The organism is Pseudomonas sp. IT-P171 (assembly GCF_949767765.1).
In the GTDB taxonomy this organism is placed as follows: domain Bacteria; phylum Pseudomonadota; class Gammaproteobacteria; order Pseudomonadales; family Pseudomonadaceae; genus Aquipseudomonas; species Aquipseudomonas fluorescens_B.
This window is the reverse complement of the sequence record NZ_CATKQN010000057.1, coordinates 90,919-115,263: the sequence shown is the minus strand read 5'-3', so window position 1 is coordinate 115,263 and position 24,345 is coordinate 90,919. Positions and strand designations below refer to the sequence as shown.

Here is a 24,345-nt window from a genome sequence, read left to right as displayed (position 1 = left end):
GCTTGATCTTTTTTTCGTAGGCAAATGCATAATTGCATAAATAGCGCATAAATTGTGTATGGACGGCAGAAAGGTATCCCGCCGCTTTCATGCCTGCGTCGGGTGGACCGCCCATGTTAACCTTGCGCCCATCGCGGAAAAGCCGGGCCGATGTCCCTCCTTTGCCCTACACCTTTCAACGAATTTGCCTGATATCCGATGAATAAAGCACTCACCGATCTGTCCTCTCACACGCCAATGATGCAGCAGTACTGGCGCCTGAAGAACCAGCACCCCGACCAGCTTATGTTCTACCGCATGGGTGACTTCTACGAGATCTTCTATGAAGACGCGAAGAAGGCCGCCAAGTTGCTGGACATCACCCTGACCGCCCGTGGGCAGTCGGCCGGTCAGGCGATTCCGATGTGCGGGATTCCTTACCATGCCGCGGAAGGTTACCTGGCGAAACTGGTGAAGCTTGGCGAATCGGTGGTGATCTGTGAGCAGGTCGGCGATCCGGCGACCAGCAAGGGGCCAGTGGATCGCCAGGTGGTGCGGATCATCACGCCGGGTACGGTCAGTGATGAAGCGCTGCTGGATGAGCGTCGGGATAACCTGATCGCGGCGGTGCTGGGTGACGAGCGCCTGTTCGGGCTGGCGGTGCTGGACATCCCCAGCGGCAACTTCACCGTGCTGGAGATCAAGGGCTGGGAAAACCTGCTGGCGGAACTGGAGCGGGTCAATCCGGTGGAGCTGATGATCCCGGATGACTGGCCGAAGGATTTGCCGGCGGAAAAACGCCGTGGGGTACGTCGTCGTGCGCCGTGGGATTTCGAGCGTGACTCGGCGCTGAAAAGTCTCTGCCAGCAATTCTCGACCCAGGACCTGAAAGGTTTCGGTTGCGAGAACCTGACCCTGGCCATCGGCGCCGCCGGTTGCCTGCTCAGCTACGCCAAGGAAACCCAGCGCACCGCCCTGCCCCATTTGCGCAGCCTGCGGCATGAACGCCTGGACGACACCGTGGTGCTGGATGGCGCGAGCCGCCGCAACCTGGAACTCGATACCAACCTCGCCGGTGGTCGCGACAATACGCTGCAATCGGTGGTTGATCGCTGCCAGACCGCGATGGGCAGTCGCCTGCTGACCCGCTGGTTGAACCGGCCGTTGCGCGACCTGAAGGTTTTGCTGTCACGCCAGACCTCGATCACTTGCCTGCTCGACGGCTACCGTTTCGAAAAGCTGCAACCGCAGCTCAAGGAAATCGGTGACATCGAGCGGATTCTGGCGCGGATCGGTCTGCGTAACGCCCGTCCTCGCGACCTCGCTCGTCTGCGCGATGCACTCGGTGCACTGCCTGAGTTGCAAGTGGCGATGACCGAGCTGGAAGCGCCGCACATCATTCAACTGGCCAAGACCACCAGCACCTACCCGGAACTGGCGGCACTGCTGGAAAAAGCCATCATCGACAACCCGCCTGCGGTGATCCGCGATGGCGGCGTGTTGAAAACCGGTTACGACAGCGAGCTCGACGACCTGCAATCGCTGAGCGAAAACGCCGGACAGTTCCTGATCGATCTGGAAGCACGCGAGAAGGCCCGCACCGGCCTGTCGCACCTGAAAGTCGGTTACAACCGCATTCACGGTTACTTCATCGAGTTGCCGAGCAAGCAGGCCGAATCGGCGCCGGCCGACTACATTCGTCGCCAGACGCTGAAAGGCGCAGAGCGTTTTATCACGCCGGAACTCAAGGCGTTCGAGGACAAGGCACTGTCGGCCAAGAGCCGCGCCCTGGCTCGCGAAAAGATGCTTTACGAAGCGCTGCTCGAAGACCTGATCGCCCAGTTGCCACCGCTGCAAGACACCGCCGCGGCATTGGCCGAACTGGATGTACTGAGCAACCTCGCCGAACGCGCATTGAATCTCGATCTGAATTGCCCGCGCTTCGTCGACGAGCCCTGCATGCGCATCAGCCAGGGCCGTCACCCGGTGGTCGAGCAAGTGCTGACCACGCCGTTCGTGGCCAACGACCTGAGCCTCGACGACAATACCCGCATGCTGGTGATCACCGGTCCGAACATGGGTGGTAAATCCACCTACATGCGCCAGACCGCACTGATCGTGTTGCTGGCACACATCGGCAGTTTCGTGCCGGCGGCCAGTTGCGAACTGTCGCTGGTGGACCGCATCTTCACCCGGATCGGTTCCAGCGATGACCTGGCCGGTGGACGTTCGACCTTCATGGTCGAAATGAGCGAAACCGCCAACATTCTGCACAATGCCACCGAGCGCAGCCTGGTGCTGATGGACGAAGTCGGTCGCGGCACCAGCACCTTCGACGGTCTTTCCCTGGCGTGGGCTGCGGCCGAACGCCTGGCGCACCTGCGGGCTTACACGCTGTTCGCCACCCACTACTTCGAACTGACGGTGCTACCGGAAGCGCAACCGCTGGTGGCCAACGTGCACCTCAATGCCACTGAGCACAACGAGCGCATCGTGTTCCTGCACCACGTGCTGCCAGGGCCTGCCAGCCAGAGCTATGGCCTGGCCGTTGCGCAGCTGGCCGGCGTGCCGAGCGAAGTGATCGTGCGCGCTCGCGAGCACCTGGGTCGCCTGGAAGCCACCGCGCTGCCCCATGAAGTGCCCAAGGCTGCCAAAGGCAAAACGGCCGCGCCGCAACAGAGCGACATGTTCGCCAGCCTGCCCCATCCGGTGCTCGATGAACTGGCCAAACTGGATCTGGATGACCTGACGCCGCGTCGCGCGCTCGAAATGCTCTATACACTAAAGACACGGATCTAACGCACTTGCCTGCAAGCTGTTAGAATCTCGCGCGGTTTGGGATGCTGCAGGCCAATAGCCTGGCCTGCAGACTATCGCTCCCAAACCTGGCGACCCCAACGTGAAGGGGCTCCGCTGCCGCCGCCTGAGGAGAAAATTAGAAATGACCTTCGTCGTCACCGACAACTGCATCAAGTGCAAGTACACCGACTGCGTAGAAGTCTGTCCGGTGGACTGCTTTTACGAAGGCCCGAACTTCCTGGTGATTCACCCGGATGAGTGCATCGACTGCGCACTGTGCGAACCAGAATGCCCTGCCGTGGCCATCTTCTCTGAAGATGAAGTCCCGGAAGAGATGCAGGAATTCATTCAGCTGAACGTTGAGCTGGCCGAAATCTGGCCCAACATCACCGAGAAGAAAGAATCGCTGCCCGATGCCGAAGAGTGGGATGGCGTCAAAGGCAAGATCAAAGATCTCGAACGCTGATTTCCCCCGCGTTCCCGAAAAGGCCCCTTGCGGGCCTTTTTTGCTTTTCTGCAGGCAAAAAAAGGGGCGGTTTGACCCGCCCACATTTTTTCCCTATTCCCTGTGTTCCTTTTCATCGTCCTGATGAATCGCGTCCTGCAATGTCCTTTCCCCTCATCCTTGAAGGGCGTGTCTGTCCGTCGACACAGCACCGATACTAGAGGGTTAATGGCGTAACGCAATCGGGACCCGCGGCGAAAAAAACGTGGCCGTGTAGCGTTAACGTTGACCAACACCCCGTTAAATCGGGGAGGCAGGTCTCATACCCGACTCCCTTGGGCACTTTGGCCGGGTGTAAACACAACGAACACTTACGGAAGAGTAAGCCAAGACCTACAACGCTTTAGGAAGGTCACCAACCGTTATGCTCTATCGCTTACACGCCTCCATACCTACATCAATGGAATCGTATAGCTCACGATCAGACGATTCTGATCCTGATCGCGAGCGATATCGCTTCGGGCCATGCCGTTACGCCAGCCAAACCCCACATTTTTCAGTGCGCCACTCTGAATCACATAGTCCAGCGAGATATCGCGCTCCCATTCGCTGGCATCATTGCCGCTGACAGTCTTGATATTGTCGCCTTTGAGGTACATCACGGACGCCTTCAACCCAGGAACGCCCAGCGCGGAAAAGTCATATGCGTATTGTGCGAATGCGGTGCGCTCACCGGCCTGGATGAATGTTTGAATGGTACGGTCGGTATAGAGATAAAGACTCGCGCCGCCTTCACCTTTGCCCACCAGCCCACCCTGATTCAGCTGTGCAAAGTTGCTGTCGTCGGAAACGCTTTGATAGCCCGCGGTAATCGCATGCCCGCCCAATGAATAAATGAACGCCGCGCTCCAGGTATCGTTGTCGATTTCACCACTACGGTCTTTGCTGTAGCCGCCCATTTTATAGCCACCGGCGCGACCGGCCACGGTGCTGTTTTTACCGTCGGAGGTGGTCTTGAAATAACGCAAGTCGGTTTTCAATGAACCGTATTCGTCCAGGGGCAAAACATGCAGTAACCCAACGAAGTGCTGATTGTAATAGTCTTCAAGATTGGCGTAGTAATACTGGGCGGTCAGATCCTTGGTCAGTTTGTAGTCGCCACCGGCAAAGCTGAATTTATTACTTTCCTGAGTGGCGCCCGCAACGGCCAGCCCCGCGCGATCACTGGAAGCACGCCCGGTGGCGTGCTCCAGTTGACCGGCGGTGAGGGTCAGATTGTCGATTTCATTGCTAGTGACTTGTCCGCCTTCAAAAGTTTGAGGCAGGAGACGCCCGTCGTTGGAAACCAGAATGGGCAACTTGGGCTGCAAGGTCCCGTAGCGCAGTTCGGTTTTGGAGAAACGCATCTTGGCCGTCGCGCCCATACGGCTCCATTGATCTGCCGCTTTGTCGCCATCGTTGGGAAACATTGACCCGCCGACATGGCGCCCCGCGCCGCTGTCGAGCTTCAAACCCAGCAGGCCTATGGCGTCCAGACCGAACCCCACGGTTCCATCGGTAAATCCGGATTGATAATTGAGCATGAAGGCTTGCCCCCACTCTTCGGTCTTCGAAGGAGCGGCGGCACCGTCGCGGTTATCGTTGTTGAAATAGAAGTTACGCAAATTCAAGTTGGCTTTGCTGTCTTTGATAAATTCAGCACTCGCCAACGGACTCATGGCAACACCCAGAACGCCGATCAAACAACTCAGTACTTTTAACGTGGTTTTCATCAGGACGAACTCCAGCGCGGAACTCTGTTCCGGGTCTATTAAAATGGCAGCAGGAAGCACCCCGCCAATCAAAGGATTGGCCGATGCATTAAATAGTCTTCAAAAAACTTGCGAATCAGCAGAAGTAATAGTGGTTAAAAACCTCCGAAGAACCCTGTCAGGAAAGCGCCTTGAAAGTCCCTTTGTTTCAGTCGATCAGTCCATGAGCGTCATAAAACGGATACGGGCCGGGATACTCGCCAACAACGACGTTGTGGGTCGTCAGCGCCTGTGCATCCCAGCGATGCAGCAGATAACCGGGTGGTTCAAGATTGAAATGCGCCGGCGCCGTGGGCTGCAGATCCAGCACGATCTGATGTGAGGTCCCCGGGCATACGCAACTCAGACTGCCGCCGAAACGCCGCTGCATTGATCGATGTAAATGCCCGCACAGCAAGCGCTCCACCTGCGGGTGCCGGGCAATGACCCGCTCCAGCGCCAAGGCGTTGATAAACGGTTCACGATCCATGTGGCCAATACCGCTGATGAACGGCGGGTGATGCAGGATCAACAGCGTCGGGACGTCGGGACGAAGTACCAATTGTTCGTCGAGCCAACGCAATTGACTGTCCAGCACACGGCCACCATGGGCATCGGGAATGGTCGTATCCAAACCGATAAGGCGCACCGGATGCTGCTCCACCACCCAGTCCAGCGGAGCACCCGTCGATGTCGGCAAATAGGCGTGATCTGTAAAGGCCGCCTGCAAATGCTCGCGATTGTCGTGGTTGCCAGGCACCAGGTAGCAAGGCATGTGCAGCCGCTCCAGTTCGGAACGCAGCACGGCATATTCATCAGGACGGCCGAAGTCCACCAGATCGCCGCTGATCACCACAATATCCGGGCGCGGATGACTGGCATTCAATTGATCGACCGCACGACGCAGCGCGCCAGTGGTATCAACGACGCCGTAGGTCAGCTTGTGATCAGCTTTCAGGTGCAGATCACTGAGCTGCGCAATGAGAAACGAACGATTCAAAATTCACTCACTAATGACCAGAACATTACGGTTGCAGGGTGAACAGCTGCTGCGGCTCGATGCCCAGAGCAATCAGCGCGCCAAAGTCGTGGATCACGCCGTCTGCGCTGTCCACCATCAGCGGCTGTGCAGCGCCGACATCGACCAACAAGCGGCTTTGTGCCCCCTGGAAAAATTGCCCTACCAGGCGCCCGGACAGATGACCGCCGCCGGGCATCACCCGTAAGTGTTCAGGGCGGCAATATACGGTGGAAGGGGGATGCGCGCCCCTCCACGGCAATTCACCGCCGCTGACTTTCAAGCCCGAGGGCGTGTGCTCGATCACCGGAAAAGCGTTGAGATTGCCGACGAAACTGGCGACAAACGTGTTGGCCGGCTGCCGATAGATTTCCCGTGGAGTGCCCAATTGCGCGACCCGACCGCGCTCCATGACCAGAATGCGATCGCCCAGCGCCATCGCCTCGCCCTGATCATGGGTGACAAATACCGAGGTCACCCCCAATCCGCGGAGCAACTGATCCAGCTCGCTGCGCAGGCGTTCACGCAATTGTGCGTCCAGCGCCGCCAGAGGTTCGTCGAGCAGCAGCACTTTGGGTCTGGGTGCCAGGGCCCGAGCCAGGGCGACTCGCTGACGCTGCCCCCCGGACAATTCGTGAACACTGCGTTTTTCGTGACCTTGCAGCCCCACCAGCTCCAGCAACTCCGAGCACCGCTTGTTGCGCTCGGCGGGTGAAAGGCCGCGAATTTTCAGGCCGTAAACAATGTTGGCGGCCACGTCCAGATTCGGAAACAAGGCATAATTTTGAAACACCATACCCACATCACGACGCTCGATCGGTAAGCGCGTGACATCCTTGTCAGCGAAAAACACATGGCCCACATCCGGCCGTTCCAGGCCGGCGATGAGGCGCAGGGTGGTGGTTTTACCGCAACCCGAAGGGCCGAGAATCGCCAGCGTTTCCCCGGCTTCAATGGTCAGGTTCAGATCATGTACAGCAACGGTGCCATCGGAAAATGCCTTGCGGCACCCTTCCAGGCGAATGGTGATTCCGCTCATCGACTTTCTCCGCGGGAGAGACGGGCACTGATAGCCTGCAACGCAATAAGCAGCGGCACGATCATCAGTAGAAATAGAAGTGTGTAAGCACTGGCGACCTCCAGTCGTGCCGAGGCATAGCTGTCAGCCAGGCCCACCGGCAACGTTTTGGTCATCGGCGTGTGCAGCATCCAGGTCAGGTTGAACTCGCCCAGCGACAACGTGACGACCATCAGCACCCCGGCGAGAATCCCTGCTCGGCAGTTGGGTATCACCACGCCGAAGAATCGCCGCAACGGTCCCGCGCCAAGGCTCGCCGCAGCCTCTTCCAATACCGGCAGATGCTGGCGTTGCATCACCGCCATGACCGGACGCACCAGGAACGGCAGAGTGAACAACACATGACCTACAAGGATGAATAACCAGCTGCTGCGAAACCCACCGAACTGACCGTAGGTAAGCAGCAAGGCCAAAGCACTGGCCAGTCCCGGCATCGCCACTGGCAACACCATCAGTTCCTCGAACCCGCGGCTGAAGCGGTTGTTCATTCGCACCAGCGCATACGCCGCCGGCACGCCAAGCACACTGACGCAGAGCGCACAGGCTAGCGCCAATTGCAGGGACAACCAGACCGTGGATGAGTAAGCGAGCCAGACCTGCACCAGCCAATCGAACGTCAGGCCGCTGGACAGCCCCTGAAAATAATTGCGCGTCAATCCGGCCATCAGCGACATCAATACCGGCACCAACATGAAGGCGCACACCAGCAAGGTGAAGACCAGTTGCCCGACAAACAGTGTGGAACGCTTCACAAGATTGTCCTCGATGGAGTGACCAGTCGCCGGCCCAGCAGGAGCGCGATCCAGGTCACCGCGCCAAGCACCACCGACAACGCTGCGGCCACGGCAAAATTGGCGTAGTTGGTAAATACGTTATAAATCGCGACCGGGGTTACGTTGAGGCGCGTGCCCAGGGTGAACGCCGTGCCGAACGCGCCCATGGAGGTCGCAAAGCAGATAGCCGCGCAGGAAACCAGGGCCGGCGCCAAACCGGGAATAATGACGTCCACGACCACTCGCCAGGAACCCGCTCCCAGCGAGTGGGCGGCTTCCTCAAGGCTGCGATCCAGGCTTTCGCAAGCGGCCATCACCGTCAGGATCACCCTCGGAATCGAGAAGTACAGGTAGCCAACACACAAGCCCGCCAACGAGTAGGCAAAGACCCAGCGCTCCCCCGCCAGCGTGACGCCCAGGGCACTGAACAATCCCTGGCGCCCCGCCAGCAGAATCACCAGGAAGCCGACGACCACACCAGGAAACGCCAGTGGAAAGGTCAGCAAAGCCACCAGTGTCGAGCGTCCGAAAAAGCGCTGACGAGCGAGGAACACGCCAGTGATACCGCCCACCACGAGCGCCGCCAGGGTCACCACGAGCGCAAGCAGGCAGGTTTGTGCCAGGCTACTCAGGTATTGCGCGCTACTCAGCACCTGCCAGTAACCGCTTGCGCTGCCATCTCGTCCCTGCCCACCCAGAACAATCAGGTGCGCCAGCGGTAGCAGCCAGAACGCGAACAACAGGGCTGCGGCCGGCGCCAGCGCCCAAGCAGCGGTCGGGCGCCAGCGCGGAAAAATGGCGCGCCCCGACCGGACCTCCCGAACTTTCAAGAACGAGGTCGTCACTTACTTGACCTCTTTCAAGTAGCGTGCCGAAAAAGCTTCCTGGACCGCGGCCATTTCCTGGTAATCGACCACACCCGCCCGGGCATAATCGCTATCCGGCAAGAACTGCGCGGCCACCTCGGCGGGCATTTTTATCGCGCGCACAGGGCGCAGATAAGCCTTGGCCCAGAGTGCCTGGCCTTGATCGGACAGGACGAAATCCAACACCTTCTGCGCATTGTCGCGATGCGGGGCGTTGCCCACCAGGCTCATCACGTAAGGCACGCTGATGCTACCTTCCTTGGGAATGACGAAGGCGACGTTGGCGTTGTCCTTATAGCGCGCGCGATAAGCGTTGAAGTCGTAATCGACCAGAATCGGCAGTTCACCTGACAGCACTCGGGCGTACGCCGTCTGCTTGGGCACGATCGGCGTATTTTTCGCCAGCTTCTGGAAATAATCGATGGCAGGCGCGAAGTTATCCAGGCTGCCGCCCATGGCCCGGTTGATCGCTACGGCAGAGACATAACCGACGAAAGCGCTTGAGGGGTCGAGGTAGCCGACCATGCCTTTGTATTCGGGCTTGAGCAGATCGTTCCAACCTTGCGGCACCGGCAATCCGCCCAGTGCGTCGACGTTGACCATGATGCCTAACGTGCCGGAATGAATCGCGAACCAGTGACCGTCCGGGTCCTTCAGGCCAGCGGGAATCTGGTCCCAACCCTTGGGTTTATACGTGTCGACCACGCCGGCTTTTTGAGCCTGCAAACCGAAGGTGACGCCGTAATACACCACGTCAGCCACTGGAGCGGCTTGTTCGGCGACCAACTGCGCCAGGGCCTGACCTGAATTCTTGTTGTCCAGCGGCACCTGCACGCCGGTCGCGTTGGCAATTTCCTTGAGCTGCGTGCCCCAGTCCGCCCATTCCGGCGGGCAGTTGTAGCAAATCGCAGTGTCAGCGGCCTGGCTCAGGTTGGCCAATCCGCAGAGCAACAATGTCGCCAGTGTTTTACGCAAAGGGAACATCAGACATCTCCAGGTATGATTTCGTAGGGTTGGATACTGTCGCCCGGCCTGATATGGCAAGACAGACAATGGGAATTCGGCGCTGCACCGGCGATCTGTGCCAACAGTTGCTCGATCACCGTGCAGGCCAGTTCCGAAATAGGTTGAACGACGCTGCATAGCGTCGGGTGCATCTGAGCGCCAAGGGCGATGCCGTCGAAACCAATGATTGAAAGTTGCCCGGGAACGCTCCAACCATTGCGCCGTAATTGCGCGATCAGGCTGATGGCGAGCAAATCGTTGGAGCAGACCACCGCGCTGATCGCCTGGGGGCCTCGCAGCAGAGGCTCGATGGCGGCGAATTCCGCCTCGGTGTGAGCAGGCATTTCAATCACGGGCAAACTGTCGAGGCCGGCCTCGCGCATCGCGTCGCAATACCCGGCATACCGCAGACGAGCACGGTCGGACTGCAACGCGGGGCCCGCGACCATGCCGATCCGGGAGTGCCCGGCGTCGAGCAGATACCGGGTGGCCATCGCCATGCCGGCGCGGTTATCGACCGACACGGTGCTGTAATCCGGATGACCCGGCTGGTGATAGGCCAACACAAACGGGGTGTCTTCGCTGGCAAGGCTCTGCAACACGCGGTTGCTCTCGGCGTCCGTCACCGTGAGAACAAGACCGTCGACCCGCTGTCGCAACAACTCCTCGACCACCGAGCTTTCGCGCTCACTGCTGTAGTCGGTAGTCGCCAGCAACAGGTTGTAACCTCGTGAACGTGCGGCACGCTCCATCGCCTGGATTTGCTCAGCGAATACCGGATTGAGCAGATTGGGCACCACGACCCCGATCAGGTTGGTGGTTTGCAGGCGCAACTGCCGGCCAAGCCGATTGGGCCGAAAACCCAGTTGACGCGCCGCCGCCATGACTTGCTCTCGGGTCGCCGGACGCACCACTTCCGGGGAGGAAAAGGTCCGGGCCGCGGTCGCCCGCGAAACGCCTGCCAGCCGTGCAACTTCAATTAAATCAGTCATTGTCACTCGCTTGAGATCGATCTCATTGACGAGCACATTACTTGGCGAATATGGCGTTCCCAGTAAAGGAACATGACATTTCTATTGCAGAAGCGACGTTCGATGGGCCGACCCGCGATTGAACAGCACTGTGCTCAGGCAGACAGACCGGCAGGATTTACAGACACAAAAAACCCCGAACCAGTCGGGGTTGTTTGCTACTTGCTCAAGCGCTGTGCTTATTGGAAAAGCGACTCGCTCGACAAGCCATTTTTCTCCAGAATCTCCCGCAGACGCTTCAGGCCTTCCACCTGGATCTGTCTGACGCGCTCACGGGTCAGGCCAATTTCCAGGCCCACATCTTCCAGCGTGCTGCTCTCATGACCGCGCAGACCGAAGCGGCGTATCACCACCTCGCGCTGCTTGTCGGTCAGTTCCGAGAGCCATTGATCGATGCTCTGAGACAGGTCGTCATCCTGCAACAGTTCACACGGATCGGTTGGACGGTCATCGGTTAGGGTGTCCAGCAGGGTTTTATCCGAATCCGGACCCAGCGAGACGTCGACCGAAGATACCCGCTCGTTCAGGCCGAGCATGCGCTTGACCTCTCCCACCGGTTTTTCCAGCAGGTTGGCGATTTCTTCGGGTGAGGGTTCGTGATCGAGTTTTTGCGTCAGCTCCCGTGCGGCCCTCAGGTACACGTTGAGCTCTTTGACCACATGGATCGGCAACCGGATGGTCCGGGTCTGATTCATGATCGCGCGCTCGATGGTTTGACGAATCCACCAGGTTGCGTAGGTCGAAAAGCGGAAGCCACGTTCGGGGTCGAATTTCTCTACCGCCCGGATCAGCCCGAGGTTGCCCTCTTCGATCAGGTCCAGCAGCGACAAGCCACGATTGACATAGCGTCGGGCGATTTTCACCACCAGCCGCAGGTTGCTTTCAATCATGCGTTTGCGCCCGGCCGGATCGCCACTTTGCGACAAGCGTGCAAAGTGAACTTCTTCTTCGGGGGACAGCAGAGGGGAAAAGCCGATTTCATTGAGGTACAGCTGCGTCGCATCGAGTGCACGCGTGTAGTCAATGTACTTGTGCTGCTTTAACGAGGCGGAGTGTTTGGATTTGGCACGAACGGAAGGTGGAGCAGCCCCTTCATCATTCGACATCGAATCCGTACCGATGCCGGTCTCCATCAGGAGAACCTCATCGTCGATGTCAAACTCCGGCACTTCTTTACTGAGAGCCATTGTTATAGTCCTTTGGTGAGTTCGACCTCAAGCTCGAGCGGCGCCTTTATCCCTGGCAACGCTGGAGCCTGTTCCCTCTACGTGACGGAACAGGCTGGTAACAAATCAACGACGTGGCAGGAACTGCAGCGGATCTACAGGTTTACCTTGTCGGCGAATCTCAAAATGCAGTTTCACCCGGTCTGTACCCGTTGACCCCATTTCGGCAATTGTCTGTCCGACCTTGACCTGCTGCCCCTCCCGAACCAACAGCCTGCGGTTGTGACCGTAGGCACTGACGTAGGTATCGCTGTGTTTGATGATGACTAATTCGCCGTAGCCCCTTAAGCCACTCCCGGCGTATACCACCGTCCCATCAGACGCAGCTAAAACAGGCTGTCCCAAATCTCCGGCGATATCAATTCCTTTATTCAAACTACCGTTTGAAGAGAATTTTCCAATCAGGATGCCATTAGAAGGCCATCCCCAGCCGGTCGGGGCCGGGCCTGCGGGAGGCATCGGAGCGGGTGCTGGCTTGTTGGCGACGGACGGTGCAACCACCGTTGTCGTCGTAGTTGCGCCATTTGGCTGGCGCCGGATTACAGTGGTTTTACTCGACGAAGAAGGCGCCGAATCGGCCGGGCTGACCACCGCCGTCGGCGTTGAACCGGTGCGACCGTCAAAGCGGATCGTCTGACCCGGATGTATCGTGTACGGCGTAGGAATGTTGTTGCGCGCCGCGAGGGCTTTGTAGTCCCAGCCGTAGCGAAAGGCGATCGAGAACAGCGTGTCTTTAGGTCGAACCACGTATTGGCCCGTGGTTACTGCCGGACGCTGGGCGACGGCGTTGTTGCGATCGACGACGCGCACCGCGCCCGATTTGGTGCTGGAACAACCGACCAGCAAGGTGCTTAAGACAAGGCCAGTCACCAGGCGCTGAAAGCTCGTTATACCCATTCGCTGCGCAATGACTGTGAGACTCACCCGCCGCTCCCTTTGTGGTGGCTGAAATGTGGAATTGCCGTGCTCCCGGCATGAAGTGTCGTCAGTATAACGAGCGGTGCAGGCTTTACCTTTAATGAAGCGAAGCACACGTTTGCTACCTGACGATGAATCCCGTTTAACTGATCGACGCCGCTGTAAGACAGGGGCAATCGAAGAGAATTCACCGGGACGAAACAAATGCTCAGGCCAGTGGCCCGTTGAGCAGTGGAACGAAACGCACCGCCCCCAGAACACGCCTGGAAAACCCGTGTTCTTCACGGATGATCAGCATCAACTGCTGAACCTCACCCGACCCGACCGGTATCACCAGTCGCCCTCCGGGTGCCAACTGGTCGAGTAATGCCTGGGGCACATCGGTCGCCACCGCCGTCACGATGATGCCGTTGTACGGTGCCAGCGCCGGCCAGCCTTCCCAACCATCGCCCCAACGGAAGACCACGTTGCGCAGGTTGAGGTCGACCAGACGTTCCTTGGCCCGGTCCTGCAAAACCTTGATGCGCTCGACGGAAAAAACCCGCTCGACCAATTGCGACAGGATTGCAGTCTGATAACCCGACCCCGTGCCGATTTCCATCACCTTGTCCAGCGGACCCGCTTCCAGCAGCAGCTCGCTCATGCGGGCCACCATGTAAGGCTGGGAGATCGTCTGGTTGTTGCCGATCGGCAACGCCGTGTCTTCATAGGCACGGTGCGCCAGTGCCTCGTCGACGAACAGGTGACGCGGCGTTCGGCGGATCACTTCCAGCACCTTGGCGTTGGAAATGCCCTCTTCATACAACCGCTGAATCAGACGCTCGCGGGTGCGTTGCGAAGTCATCCCGATGCCGCGATGCATCGGGTCTTGTTCACGAGCCATTAGCGCAATCCCTCCAGCCAGCCATCGAGGCTTCGGAAGGCATCATTGAAGGTGCGATCCAGTTGCAGTGGCGTGATGGACACATAGCCTTGCATCACCGCATGGAAATCGGTGCCCGGACCGCCGTCTTCGGCATCGCCCGCCGCAGCGATCCAGTAACCGGACTTGCCACGCGGGTCGACCACTTTCATCGGTGCCGCCGCGCGGGCGCGATGACCGAGGCGAGTCAGCTGGATTCCCCGAATGTGGTCCAGCGGCAAATTGGGAATGTTCACGTTCAGTACCGTGCGCGGTGGCAGGTCAAGGTCGGCGTAGGCTTCCACCAGTTTGCGCGCGTAGTAAGCGGCGGTGGGAAGGTTCTCGACTTGCCGCGAGACCAACGAAAAGGCGAACGAAGGACGCGCCAGGAAACGCCCTTCAAGGGCCGCGGCCACGGTGCCGGAATACAACACATCGTCCCCCAGGTTGGCGCCCAGGTTTATACCGGAAACCACCATGTCCGGTTCGCGCTCCAGCAAGCCGTTGAGGCCCAGGTGCACGCAATCGGTCGGTGTGCCGTTGAGGCTGATAAAGCCGTTGGCCAAGGTTTGCGGGTGCAAGGGACGGTCGAGCGTCAGCGAACTGCTGGCGCCGCTTTTGTCCTGGTCCGGGGCGATAACCACGCATTCGGTGTAATCCGCCAGCGCAGCATAAAGCGCGGCGAGACCGGGTGCGGCTACCCCATCGTCGTTAGAAATCAGAATACGCATGGGCTGTCCGTCTGCCCCACCGGCACCAGATCAACGAGCTCACGCACCAATACGGTAGCGAAGCATCCGGCCGGCAGGACGAATTCCAGTTGCAGAATGTCAGGCTCGGGATAATGCCACGTCAACCCACCAATGGGCAGTCGCAGGATGCGACGTTCGTGGCTCATACCGGCGTTAATCAACCAATCGCGCAGATCCGCTTCGCGCGCGGCGATTGCCTGCTCCAGTTCATGGACTGCGCCCATCGCCGGCGAGTCACCTTCGCCCCACTGCGGGCCGGTCGGGTGCAGGTCGAGAATCGCCAGTCGCGGGTCGCTGCACTCGGCTTCACCGGCCGGGAAGAAGCTTCGGCTGTCGGTGAACGCCAGCAGATCTCCGACTTGAGCCCGCTGCCACGTACCATCGGCGACACGCGCCGCCAGCACTTGGTTGAACAGAAAACTACGGGCAGTGGAGAGCAAGCGCGAACGGACGTTGCGCTGCTCCGGCAAGGCCTTGCGCGCGGCCCAGCCACGGGCATCGACCACGTTGCCGCCGTCGAACCCGAACCGCTGGGCGCCGAAATAATTGGGGATACCTTGTTTGGCGATCAGTTGCAGGCGCGCTTCGATGGCCGCTTTGTCGCCCGCGAATTGGGTCAGGCGCAAGGTGAAACCGTTGGCCGAATGAGCACCGCGCTGCAGCTTGCGTTTATGTCGACCGGTCTTGAGGATTTTCAGCGTCTCGTTTTCCGCCGACGACAAATCAGGATCAGCCTTGCCCGGCAGCTGCACGCTGAACCACTGGCGCGTCAGCGCCTGACGATCCTTGAGTCCGGCGTAACTGACGGTGCGCAATGGCACACCCGCTGCCTTGGCAATTCGCCGTGCCGCTTCTTCGGTATTCAGGCCGCGCTTTTCCACCCAGATCCACAAATGTTCGCCATCGCCACTGAGCGGGATGTCGAGCACTTCATCGACCTGAAAGTCTTCCGCCGTGGCTTTCAACACTGCGGTGCCGAGGGCTTCACCGTAGGCACGCGGGCCGAGCAATTGCAGGTCGTTCATGCGCGCAGCAACAAGGCAACGGAATGCACGGCGATACCTTCTTCGCGACCGACAAAGCCGAGCTTTTCGGTGGTGGTAGCTTTCACGTTCACTTGATCCAACTCAACTTGAAGATCCGCGGCAATCAGCGCGCGCATCGATTCGATATGCGGGGCCATTTTCGGCGCCTGGGCGACGATGGTGTTATCGACGTTGCCGACTTTCCAGCCTTTGGCGTGGACCAGTGCGACGACGTGACGCAACAGCACACGGCTGTCGGCGCCCTTGAATTTTGGGTCGGTGTCCGGGAAGTGCTTGCCGATATCACCCAGCGCAGCGGCGCCGAGCAAGGCATCGCTCAAGGCGTGCAGCAGGACGTCACCGTCGGAGTGAGCGAGCAGCCCGAAGCCGTGTGCAATGCGCACGCCGCCCAGAGTAATGAAATCGCCTTCAGCGAAACGGTGCACATCATAGCCGTGGCCAATACGCATAAAAAAACGCCCCGATTTTTGTCAGGGCGTGATTCTACCTGCATTAGACGCCTAGGGCGCGTCCGTGATGTTGCAAGTGGTCGTCGATGAAGCTGGCGATGAAGAAATAGCTGTGGTCGTAGCCGGGTTGCAGGCGCAACGTCAGCGGATGACCGGCCAGCCTGGTTGCTTGTAGCAAGGCTTCTGGCTTGAGCTGGGTAGCCAGGAAATCATCACGATCCCCTTGGTCGACCAATAGCGGCAGCTTCTCCTCGGCCTCGGCGATCAACGCGCAGGCATCCCATTCGCGCCATTTCGAACGGTCTTCCCCCAGGTAACGGGAAAAGGCCTTCTGGCCCCAAGGGCAGTCCATCGGATTGTTGATTGGCGAAAACGCCGAAACCGACTGATACCGACCCGGATTGCGCAATGCGCAGACAAGAGCGCCGTGGCCGCCCATGGAATGACCGCTGATGCCGCGCTTGTCCGAAGCAGGGAAATGAGCCTCGACCAATGCCGGCAATTCCTGCACGACATAGTCATGCATCCGATAGTGGCGCGACCACGGCTCCTGCGTGGCATTCAGATAAAACCCGGCGCCGAGACCGAAGTCCCAGGCGCCATCCGGGTCACCCGGCACATCAGGACCGCGTGGGCTGGTGTCCGGCGCAACGATGATCAGCCCGAGCTCCGCGGCCATGCGGAGGGCGCCGGCCTTTTGCATGAAGTTCTCGTCGGTGCAGGTCAGGCCGGACAACCAGTACAGCACCGGCAGTTTGCCGCCCTGCTCCGCTTGTGGCGGCAGGTACACAGCGAACACCATGTCGCAGCCCAGCACATCGGAGCGGTGCCGATAACGCTTATGCCAGCCGCCGAAGCTTTTCTGACAGGAGATATTTTCCAGGCTCATGGCGGACCTCAGAAATGGATGACGGAACGGATGCTTTTTCCTTCATGCATCAGGTCGAAAGCCTTGTTGATATCTTCCAGGCCCATGGTGTGGGTGATGAACGTATCCAGCGGGATTTCGCCGGATTCAGCCATTTCGACATAGCTTGGCAATTCGGTGCGACCGCGCACACCGCCGAACGCCGAACCGCGCCAGACGCGACCGGTGACCAACTGGAACGGACGGGTCGAAATTTCCTGGCCTGCACCGGCCACGCCGATGATCACCGACTCGCCCCAACCTTTGTGGCAGCACTCAAGTGCGGCGCGCATCAATTGGACGTTGCCGATGCATTCGAAGGAAAAGTCGACGCCGCCATCGGTCATGTCGACGATGACTTCCTGGATCGGGCGGTCGAAGTCTTTCGGGTTCACGCAGTCGGTTGCACCGAGCTGCTTGGCGATCTCGAATTTGGCCGGGTTGATGTCGATGGCAATGATCCGCGCCGCCTTGGCTTTTACTGCGCCGATCACCGCCGACAGACCGATGCCGCCGAGGCCGAAAATGGCCACGGTATCACCCGGTTTTACCTTGGCGGTGTTGAGCACCGCACCGATGCCGGTGGTGACGCCGCAACCCAGCAGACAGACTTTTTCCAGCGGTGCTTCTTTAGGAATTTTGGCGACGGAGATTTCCGGCAACACGGTGTACTCGGAGAACGTCGAGGTGCCCATGTAGTGGAAAATCGGCTGACCCTTGTAGGAAAAACGCGTAGTGCCATCAGGCATCAGACCTTTGCCCTGGGTCGCACGAATCGCCTGACACAGGTTGGTCTTGCCCGACAGGCAGAATTTGCACTGGCGGCATTCCGGGGTGTACAGCGGAATGACGTGATCGCCGACCGCCACGGAGGTCACGCCCTCGCCGATGGCTTCAACCACCGCGCCACCTTCGTGACCGAGGATCGACGGGAAGATACCTTCCGGATCAGCGCCCGACAGTGTGTACGCATCGGTATGGCAGACACCGGAGGCAACCACACGCAGCAAAACTTCACCGGCCTTGGGCATGGCGACATCGACCTCAACGATCTCGAGGGGTTTCTTGGCCTCGAAGGCAACGGCAGCGCGCGACTTGATCATGTGGATTCTCCAGTGAATAAAAACGAGACAGGGAGTGTAATACAGCACTTTACGATGAATAATCAGGACAAAAGCAAAACATTATTGCCATACAGGGATAATCCTCGATGTCCGAGAACCGCTGGGAAGGTATCGACGAATTCGTCGCCGTGGCCGAGTGCAGCCAGTTCACGGCTGCCGCAGAACGGCTTGGGGTTTCTTCTTCCCACATCAGTCGACAGATAGTACGCCTCGAAGAGCGCCTTCAGACGCGACTGCTGTACCGCAGCACCCGTCGCGTCACGCTGACCGAAGCGGGCCAGACCTTTTTGCAGCATTGCCAGCGTTTGCAGGACGGTCGTGAAGAAGCGCTAAGAGCGGTCGGCGACCTGACCAGCGAACCCAAAGGCATGCTGCGCATGACCTGCGCCGTGGCATACGGCGAACGGTTCATCGTGCCGCTGGTAACGCGATTCATGGGGGTTTACCCGCAACTTCGAATCGATATCGAACTGAGCAACCGGCAACTGGACCTGGTGCATGAAGGCCTGGACCTGGCGATCCGCCTCGGCCGCCTTCAGGACTCGCGGCTGGTGGCAGCGCGACTGGCGCCGCGGCGCATGTATCTGTGCGCGTCGCCTTCCTACCTGGAACGGTACGGACGCCCACACAGCTTGTCGGAACTGAGCCGCCACAACTGCCTCATCGGTAGCTCGGATCTCTGGCAACTGGAACAGAACGGGCGGGAATTTTCCCAGCGCGTACAGGGAAACTGGCGCTGCAACAGTGGGCAAGCGGTGCTGGATGCGGCGTTACAGGGTGTCGGGTTGTGTCAGTTGCCGGATTACTACGTGCTGGAATACCTGAAAAGCGGCGAACTGATTTCGCTGCTGGATGCCCACCAACCGCCGAACACTGCGGTGTGGGCGCTTTATCCACAGCAACGACACCTGTCGCCGAAGGTTCGCAAGTTGGTGGATTATTTGAAGGAAGGGTTGGCCGAGCGCCCGGAGTATCGGATTTAAGATCAAAAGAGAGCAGCCTGCCGCAGCTCCTGCATTGGAAATGCGGTCTGCTGTTGGAACTGCCGCAGGCTGCGATCTTTTAGCGACGATTAGCCCAGCGCTGCCGCAGCCAGTCGAGGTCTTCAGGCCGGGTGACCTTGAGATTATCGGCACGCCCTTCTATCAAGCGTGGCGCCAGCCCGGCCCATTCCATGGCCGAAGCCTCGTCGGTGATAACCGCGTCAGCCACCAGGCTGTCAGCCAATGCCCGATGCAGCGCACCCAGGCGAAACATCTGCGGCGTGTAAGCCTGCCAGATCACACTGCGATCCACGGTTTCAACGACACGACCGAGTTTGTCGACCCGCTTCAGGGTATCGCGAGCCGGAACCGCCAGCAGTCCGCCGACCGGGTCGTCAGCCAGTTCAACCAGCAACTTGTCCAGATCATCACGACTCAGATTGGGCCGTGCAGCATCGTGCACCAACACCCAATCCTCATCGTCAGCACCCTGCGCATGCAAATGCAGCAAGGCGTTGAGCACCGACCCGGAACGCTCGGCGCCGCCGTCAACCCGCTGTATACGCGAATCGCCAGCGCACGCCAGATTCGGCCAATAAGGATCATCCACAGCAAGACTGACCACCAACCCCTTCAGGGAAGGATGATCAAGGAAACAACCAAGGCTGTGTTCGAGAATAGTGCGCCCGCCCAGTTGCAAGTATTGCTTGGGACGGTCCGCGGCCATACGGGCACCGACGCCCGCGGCAGGAATCACGGCCCAGAAGGCCGGTAACGGGGAATTCATTGAGCCAACTGGTAAAGGGTTTCACCGTCCTTGACCATGCCCAGCTCATGGCGAGCCCGCTCTTCAACGGTCTCCATGCCTTTTTTCAATTCACTGACTTCGGCGTCCATCACCCGATTGCGCTCAAGCAGCCCTTCGTTCTCAGCGTGTTGATCCGCGATCTGCTGAGTCAGCTCGGCCACTTGCGCAAGACTGCCATTACCCACCCACAGGCGGTATTGCAGGCCAGCCAGCAATAAGAGCAAGACGAGGAACAACCAATTGGGACTGCGCATCGAATATCAGGTATCCAGTGAAAAAAGACAGCCATGCCAAAACTTTGAAGTGTCTGATAGCACGAAGCCTGGAATCTCCAGGCTTGTGCTCTTAAGGCATCAGATTAGTGGCAAATCCGTCGCTGTCGCGACTTTTCCGACACAATCCGCTGACTTTTTACCCTCTACAGCTTAACCGCGGAACTCGCTGCGGCCGTTGTACTTGGCTTTGCCGTTCAACTGCTCTTCGATACGCAGCAGTTGGTTGTACTTGGAGACGCGATCGGAACGGCACAGTGAGCCGGTCTTGATCTGGCCAGCCGAAGTGCCCACAGCCAGGTCGGCAATGGTCGAATCTTCGGTTTCCCCGGAGCGGTGGGAGATCACCGCGGTGTAACCGGCAGCCTTGGCCATCTGGATGGCTTCCAGGGTTTCGGTCAGGGTGCCGATCTGGTTGAACTTGATCAGGATCGAGTTGGCGATCTTTTTATCGATGCCTTCTTTCAGGATCTTGGTGTTGGTCACGAACAGGTCGTCGCCTACCAGCTGGGTTTTCTCGCCGATCTTGTCGGTGAGGATTTTCCAGCCAGCCCAGTCGGACTCGTCCAGGCCATCTTCGATGGAGATGATCGGGTAACGCTCGGTCAGACCTTTGAGGTAGTCGGCGAACCCTTCAGCGGTGAACACCTGGCCTTCGCCGGACAGGTTGTACTTGCCGTCTTCGTAGAATTCGCTGGCCGCGCAGTCCAGTGCCAGGGTCACGTCGGTGCCCAGTTTGTAACCGGCGTTGGCCACCGCTTCGGAGATCACTTTCAAAGCATCTTCGTTGGACGCCAGGTTCGGCGCGAAACCACCTTCGTCACCTACGGCAGTGCTCAGGCCACGGGCCTTCAGTACGGCTTTGAGGTGATGGAAAATCTCGGTGCCCATGCGCAGACCTTCCGAGAAAGACTTGGCGCCAACCGGCTGAACCATGAATTCCTGGATGTCGACGTTGTTATCGGCGTGCTCGCCACCGTTGATGATGTTCATCATCGGAACCGGCATCGAGTACACACCCGGGGTGCCGTTCAGGTTGGCGATGTGTGCGTACAGCGGCAGGTCCTGGTCCTGTGCTGCTGCCTTGGCCGCGGCCAGGGAAACGGCGAGGATCGCGTTGGCGCCCAGGGAACCTTTGTTTTCAGTGCCGTCGAGCTTGATCATCGCGTGATCGAGTGCTTTCTGGTCGCTTGGGTCAGTACCTTTCAACAGGTCGCGGATCGGACCGTTGATGTTGGCGACGGCTTTCAGAACGCCCTTGCCCAGGTAACGGCTCTTGTCGCCATCACGCAGCTCGAGCGCTTCACGCGAGCCAGTGGAAGCACCGGACGGCGCGCAAGCGCTGCCGATGATGCCGTTATCGAGAAGCACGTCCGCTTCCACGGTGGGGTTGCCACGGGAGTCGAGAACTTCACGACCTTTGATGTCGACGATTTTTGCCATTGTTGTAAACACTCCAAAGTTGACGAAAACGACGCAGCTGAAGGAAATCTTTTATCGCCGGCAAGTGATGTGCAACGGGCAGACTTGCGGACGACAAGGCTCAGGCCCAAGGGCCTGAGCAACAAATCGTGCGGTACTTTACCGGAGAAATGAGGATTACGCGGTTTCTACCGTCGGAAAACTCTTCACCAGTTCGTCCAAAGCTTTGAGCTGGGCCAGGAATGGCTCCAGTTTGTCCAGACGCAAGGCGCAAGGGCCGTCGCATTTGGCGTTGTCCGGGTCCGGGTGCGCTTCGAGGAACAGACCGGCCAATGACTGGCTCATGCCAGCCTTCGCCAGATCGAGGACCTGGGCGCGGCGACCGCCGGCGGAATCGGAGCGACCGCCGGGCATTTGCAGCGCGTGGGTCACGTCGAAGAACACCGGGTATTCGAACTGCTTCATGATGCCGAAGCCGAGCATGTCGACGACCAGGTTGTTGTAGCCGAAGCTCGAACCGCGCTCACAGAGGATCAACTGATCGTTACCCGCTTCCACGCACTTGTTCAGGATGTGTTTCATCTCCTGAGGCGCGAGGAACTGGGCTTTCTTGATGTTGATCACCGCACCGGTCCTGGCCATCGCGACCACGAGGTCGGTCTGGCGCGACAGGAAGGCCGGCAGCTGGATGATGTCGCAGACTTCAGCGACGACCGCGGCCTGCTCAGGCTCGTGGACGTCGGTGATGATCGGCACGCCGAAGGCTTGCTTGATGTCCTGGAAAATCCGCATGCCCTCTTCCAGGCCGGGGCCACGGTAAGAGGTCACGGAGGAACGGTTGGCCTTGTCGAAGCTGGCCTTGAACACGTAAGGGATACCGAGTTTCTCGGTAACCTTCACGTACTCTTCGCAGACCTGCATCGCCATGTCGCGGCTTTCCAGCACGTTCATGCCACCGAACAGCACCATTGGCTTGTCGTTGGCAATCTCGATTTCGCCTACGCGGATGATCTTCTGCGCCATAAGGTTCACGCCTTCTTCTGGTGTTGAGCCAAAGCTGCTTTGACGAAACCGCTGAACAACGGGTGACCGTCACGTGGTGTCGAGGTGAACTCAGGGTGGAACTGGCAAGCGACGAACCATGGATGATCCGGCGCTTCAACCACTTCAACCAGCGCGCCATCACCGGAACGACCGGAGATTTTCAGGCCGGCTTCCATGATTTGCGGCAGCAGGTTGTTGTTCACTTCGTAGCGATGACGGTGACGCTCGACGATCACGTCCTTGCCATAGCAGTCGTGAACCAGGGAACCCGACTCCAGCAGGCAATCCTGCGCGCCAAGGCGCATGGTGCCGCCCAGATCGGATGTTTCGGTACGGGTTTCGACAGCACCGGTGGCATCTTCCCACTCGGTGATCAGACCCACGACCGGGTGACCGCTTGCACGATCGAACTCGGTGGAGTTGGCGTCTTTCCAGCCCATGACGTTACGAGCGAACTCGATCACGGCCACTTGCATGCCCAGGCAGATGCCGAGGTACGGAATCTTGTTTTCACGAGCGTACTGGACGGCGGTGATCTTGCCTTCCACGCCGCGCAGACCGAAACCGCCAGGAACCAGGATCGCGTCGACGCCTTCCAGCAGCGCGGTGCCCTGGTTTTCAATGTCTTCGGAATCGATGTAGCGCAGGTTGACCTTGGTGCGGTTGCTGATGCCGGCGTGACTCATCGCTTCGATCAGCGACTTGTAGGCGTCCAGCAACTCCATGTACTTGCCGACCATGGCGATGGTGACTTCGTGCTCAGGGTTGAGCTTGGCGTCGACCACGGCTTCCCACTCGGACAGATCCGCGCCGCCGCATTGCAGGCCGAAACGCTCGACGACGAAATCATCCAGGCCTTGCGAATGCAGGATGCCCGGGATCTTGTAGATGGTGTCGGCGTCTTCCAGCGCAATCACCGCACGTTCTTCAACGTTGGTGAACTGCGCGATCTTGCGACGCGAGGAGATGTCGATCGGGTGATCGGAGCGGCACACCAGCACATCAGGTTGCAGGCCGATGGAACGCAGTTCCTTGACCGAGTGCTGGGTTGGCTTGGTTTTGGTTTCGCCGGCGGTGGCGATGTACGGCACCAGTGTCAGGTGCATCAGCATCGCGCGCTTGGCACCGACTTCGAAACGCAGTTGACGGATGGCTTCGAGGAACGGCTGGGATTCGATGTCACCCACGGTGCCACCGATCTCGACCATCGCCACGTCGGCATCGCCGGCGCCCTTGATGATCCGGCGCTTGATTTCGTCGGTGATGTGGGGAATGACCTGGATGGTGGCGCCCAGGTAATCACCACGGCGCTCTTTGCGCAGGACGTGTTCGTAGACACGGCCGGTGGTGAAGTTGTTGTTCTGGGTCATGGTCGTGCGGATGAACCGCTCGTAGTGGCCCAGGTCCAGGTCGGTCTCGGCGCCGTCGTGGGTGACGAACACTTCACCGTGCTGGAACGGGCTCATGGTGCCCGGGTCGACGTTGATGTACGGATCCAGCTTCAGCATGGTGACCTTAAGTCCCCGCGCCTCCAGGATGGCCGCCAATGAAGCCGATGCAATGCCTTTCCCCAATGAAGAAACAACACCGCCCGTGACGAATATGTAGCGCGTCATGAAAAACCCTAGAAGTCTGCGTTAAAGCGGTCCGAGCCGCCGGGGAAAGCGAAGGAAGGCCGAAGCCCCCGATCACCTGCATTAATCACAGTG

The 24,345-nt window shown here is 59.1% G+C and carries 23 protein-coding genes; 3 read left to right on the top strand and 20 right to left on the bottom strand.

Going from position 1 to position 24,345, the window contains the following annotated elements; genetic code table 11:
• The first annotated feature begins 198 nt into the window (after positions 1-198).
• Both mutS and fdxA read left to right on the top strand, forming a co-directional pair.
• Complete coding sequence (gene mutS, locus ACM6I5_RS24775) at positions 199-2,778, top strand: DNA mismatch repair protein MutS (protein ID WP_414884878.1); 2,580 nt, start codon at positions 199-201, stop codon at positions 2,776-2,778.
• 142 nt (positions 2,779-2,920) lie between these two features.
• A complete protein-coding gene (fdxA, locus tag ACM6I5_RS24770; protein WP_007908827.1) occupies positions 2,921-3,244 on the top strand; it encodes a ferredoxin FdxA in 324 nt (107 codons plus the stop codon).
• Between the two features lie 431 nt (positions 3,245-3,675).
• On the opposite strand, the gene ACM6I5_RS24765 is transcribed toward fdxA, so the two are convergent.
• The 15 genes from ACM6I5_RS24765 to ACM6I5_RS24695 form a co-directional block, all read right to left on the bottom strand.
• A complete protein-coding gene (locus ACM6I5_RS24765; RefSeq protein WP_414884877.1) occupies positions 3,676-4,995 on the bottom strand; it encodes an OprD family porin in 1,320 nt (439 codons plus the stop codon).
• Positions 4,996-5,182: 187 nt separating this feature from the next.
• Entirely contained in the window at positions 5,183-6,013 is an 831-nt protein-coding gene (locus tag ACM6I5_RS24760; RefSeq protein WP_414884876.1) for a phosphodiesterase, read from the bottom strand.
• 25 nt (positions 6,014-6,038) lie between these two features.
• Entirely contained in the window at positions 6,039-7,070 is a 1,032-nt protein-coding gene (locus tag ACM6I5_RS24755) for an ABC transporter ATP-binding protein (protein WP_017336731.1), read from the bottom strand.
• Positions 7,067-7,861, bottom strand: a complete 795-nt coding sequence (locus ACM6I5_RS24750) for an ABC transporter permease (protein ID WP_017336730.1) — start codon at positions 7,859-7,861, stop codon at positions 7,067-7,069. The genes ACM6I5_RS24755 and ACM6I5_RS24750 overlap by 4 nt, the downstream gene beginning before the upstream one ends.
• On the bottom strand, positions 7,858-8,712 hold the full coding sequence (locus tag ACM6I5_RS24745; protein ID WP_414884963.1) for an ABC transporter permease: 855 nt from the start codon (positions 8,710-8,712) through the stop codon (positions 7,858-7,860). Before ACM6I5_RS24745 ends, ACM6I5_RS24750 begins: the two co-directional genes overlap by 4 nt.
• A 15-nt stretch (positions 8,713-8,727) precedes the next feature.
• Positions 8,728-9,732: an ABC transporter substrate-binding protein gene (locus tag ACM6I5_RS24740; RefSeq protein ID WP_017336728.1), complete on the bottom strand. Its 1,005-nt coding sequence runs from the start codon at positions 9,730-9,732 to the stop codon at positions 8,728-8,730.
• A complete protein-coding gene (locus tag ACM6I5_RS24735; RefSeq protein WP_414884875.1) occupies positions 9,732-10,745 on the bottom strand; it encodes a LacI family DNA-binding transcriptional regulator in 1,014 nt (337 codons plus the stop codon). The genes ACM6I5_RS24740 and ACM6I5_RS24735 overlap by 1 nt, the downstream gene beginning before the upstream one ends.
• A gap of 218 nt (positions 10,746-10,963) precedes the next feature.
• Positions 10,964-11,971: an RNA polymerase sigma factor RpoS gene (rpoS, locus tag ACM6I5_RS24730; protein WP_008154012.1), complete on the bottom strand. Its 1,008-nt coding sequence runs from the start codon at positions 11,969-11,971 to the stop codon at positions 10,964-10,966.
• Between the two features lie 105 nt (positions 11,972-12,076).
• Positions 12,077-12,934, bottom strand: coding sequence for a peptidoglycan DD-metalloendopeptidase family protein (locus tag ACM6I5_RS24725; RefSeq protein WP_017336726.1), 858 nt, complete (start codon positions 12,932-12,934; stop codon positions 12,077-12,079).
• A 202-nt stretch (positions 12,935-13,136) separates the two neighbouring features.
• On the bottom strand, positions 13,137-13,772 hold the full coding sequence (locus ACM6I5_RS24720) for a protein-L-isoaspartate(D-aspartate) O-methyltransferase (protein WP_174602683.1): 636 nt from the start codon (positions 13,770-13,772) through the stop codon (positions 13,137-13,139).
• Between the two features lie 38 nt (positions 13,773-13,810).
• Positions 13,811-14,560, bottom strand: coding sequence for a 5'/3'-nucleotidase SurE (gene surE, locus ACM6I5_RS24715; RefSeq protein ID WP_017336724.1), 750 nt, complete (start codon positions 14,558-14,560; stop codon positions 13,811-13,813).
• A complete protein-coding gene (truD, locus tag ACM6I5_RS24710) occupies positions 14,548-15,606 on the bottom strand; it encodes a tRNA pseudouridine(13) synthase TruD (RefSeq protein ID WP_017336723.1) in 1,059 nt (352 codons plus the stop codon). Before truD ends, surE begins: the two co-directional genes overlap by 13 nt.
• On the bottom strand, positions 15,603-16,076 hold the full coding sequence (gene ispF, locus ACM6I5_RS24705) for a 2-C-methyl-D-erythritol 2,4-cyclodiphosphate synthase (protein ID WP_084322292.1): 474 nt from the start codon (positions 16,074-16,076) through the stop codon (positions 15,603-15,605). Before ispF ends, truD begins: the two co-directional genes overlap by 4 nt.
• Positions 16,077-16,119: 43 nt before the next feature.
• Complete coding sequence (fghA, locus tag ACM6I5_RS24700) at positions 16,120-16,965, bottom strand: S-formylglutathione hydrolase (RefSeq protein WP_414879507.1); 846 nt, start codon at positions 16,963-16,965, stop codon at positions 16,120-16,122.
• 8 nt (positions 16,966-16,973) lie between these two features.
• Positions 16,974-18,086: an S-(hydroxymethyl)glutathione dehydrogenase/class III alcohol dehydrogenase gene (locus ACM6I5_RS24695; protein ID WP_414884874.1), complete on the bottom strand. Its 1,113-nt coding sequence runs from the start codon at positions 18,084-18,086 to the stop codon at positions 16,974-16,976.
• Between the two features lie 107 nt (positions 18,087-18,193).
• Between ACM6I5_RS24695 and ACM6I5_RS24690 the strand changes: the two genes are divergently transcribed.
• Entirely contained in the window at positions 18,194-19,090 is an 897-nt protein-coding gene (locus ACM6I5_RS24690; RefSeq protein WP_414884873.1) for a LysR substrate-binding domain-containing protein, read from the top strand.
• A gap of 79 nt (positions 19,091-19,169) precedes the next feature.
• On the opposite strand, the gene ispD is transcribed toward ACM6I5_RS24690, so the two are convergent.
• The 5 genes from ispD to ACM6I5_RS24665 all read right to left on the bottom strand — a co-directional run bounded on the left by ispD (position 19,170) and on the right by ACM6I5_RS24665 (position 24,252).
• Entirely contained in the window at positions 19,170-19,877 is a 708-nt protein-coding gene (gene ispD / locus ACM6I5_RS24685) for a 2-C-methyl-D-erythritol 4-phosphate cytidylyltransferase (RefSeq protein WP_017336718.1), read from the bottom strand.
• Complete coding sequence (gene ftsB / locus ACM6I5_RS24680; RefSeq protein WP_008028992.1) at positions 19,874-20,152, bottom strand: cell division protein FtsB; 279 nt, start codon at positions 20,150-20,152, stop codon at positions 19,874-19,876. The genes ispD and ftsB overlap by 4 nt, the downstream gene beginning before the upstream one ends.
• A 171-nt stretch (positions 20,153-20,323) precedes the next feature.
• Positions 20,324-21,613, bottom strand: a complete 1,290-nt coding sequence (gene eno / locus ACM6I5_RS24675; protein ID WP_008039408.1) for a phosphopyruvate hydratase — start codon at positions 21,611-21,613, stop codon at positions 20,324-20,326.
• Between the two features lie 156 nt (positions 21,614-21,769).
• The gene (kdsA, locus tag ACM6I5_RS24670; protein WP_017336717.1) at positions 21,770-22,615 is read right to left on the bottom strand and encodes a 3-deoxy-8-phosphooctulonate synthase; all 846 of its coding nucleotides are present in this window, start codon (positions 22,613-22,615) and stop codon (positions 21,770-21,772) included.
• A 5-nt stretch (positions 22,616-22,620) separates the two neighbouring features.
• Positions 22,621-24,252 (bottom strand): CTP synthase, encoded by a 1,632-nt coding sequence (locus tag ACM6I5_RS24665; protein WP_017336716.1) that lies wholly within the window; start codon positions 24,250-24,252, stop codon positions 22,621-22,623.
• Positions 24,253-24,345: the final 93 nt, after the last annotated feature.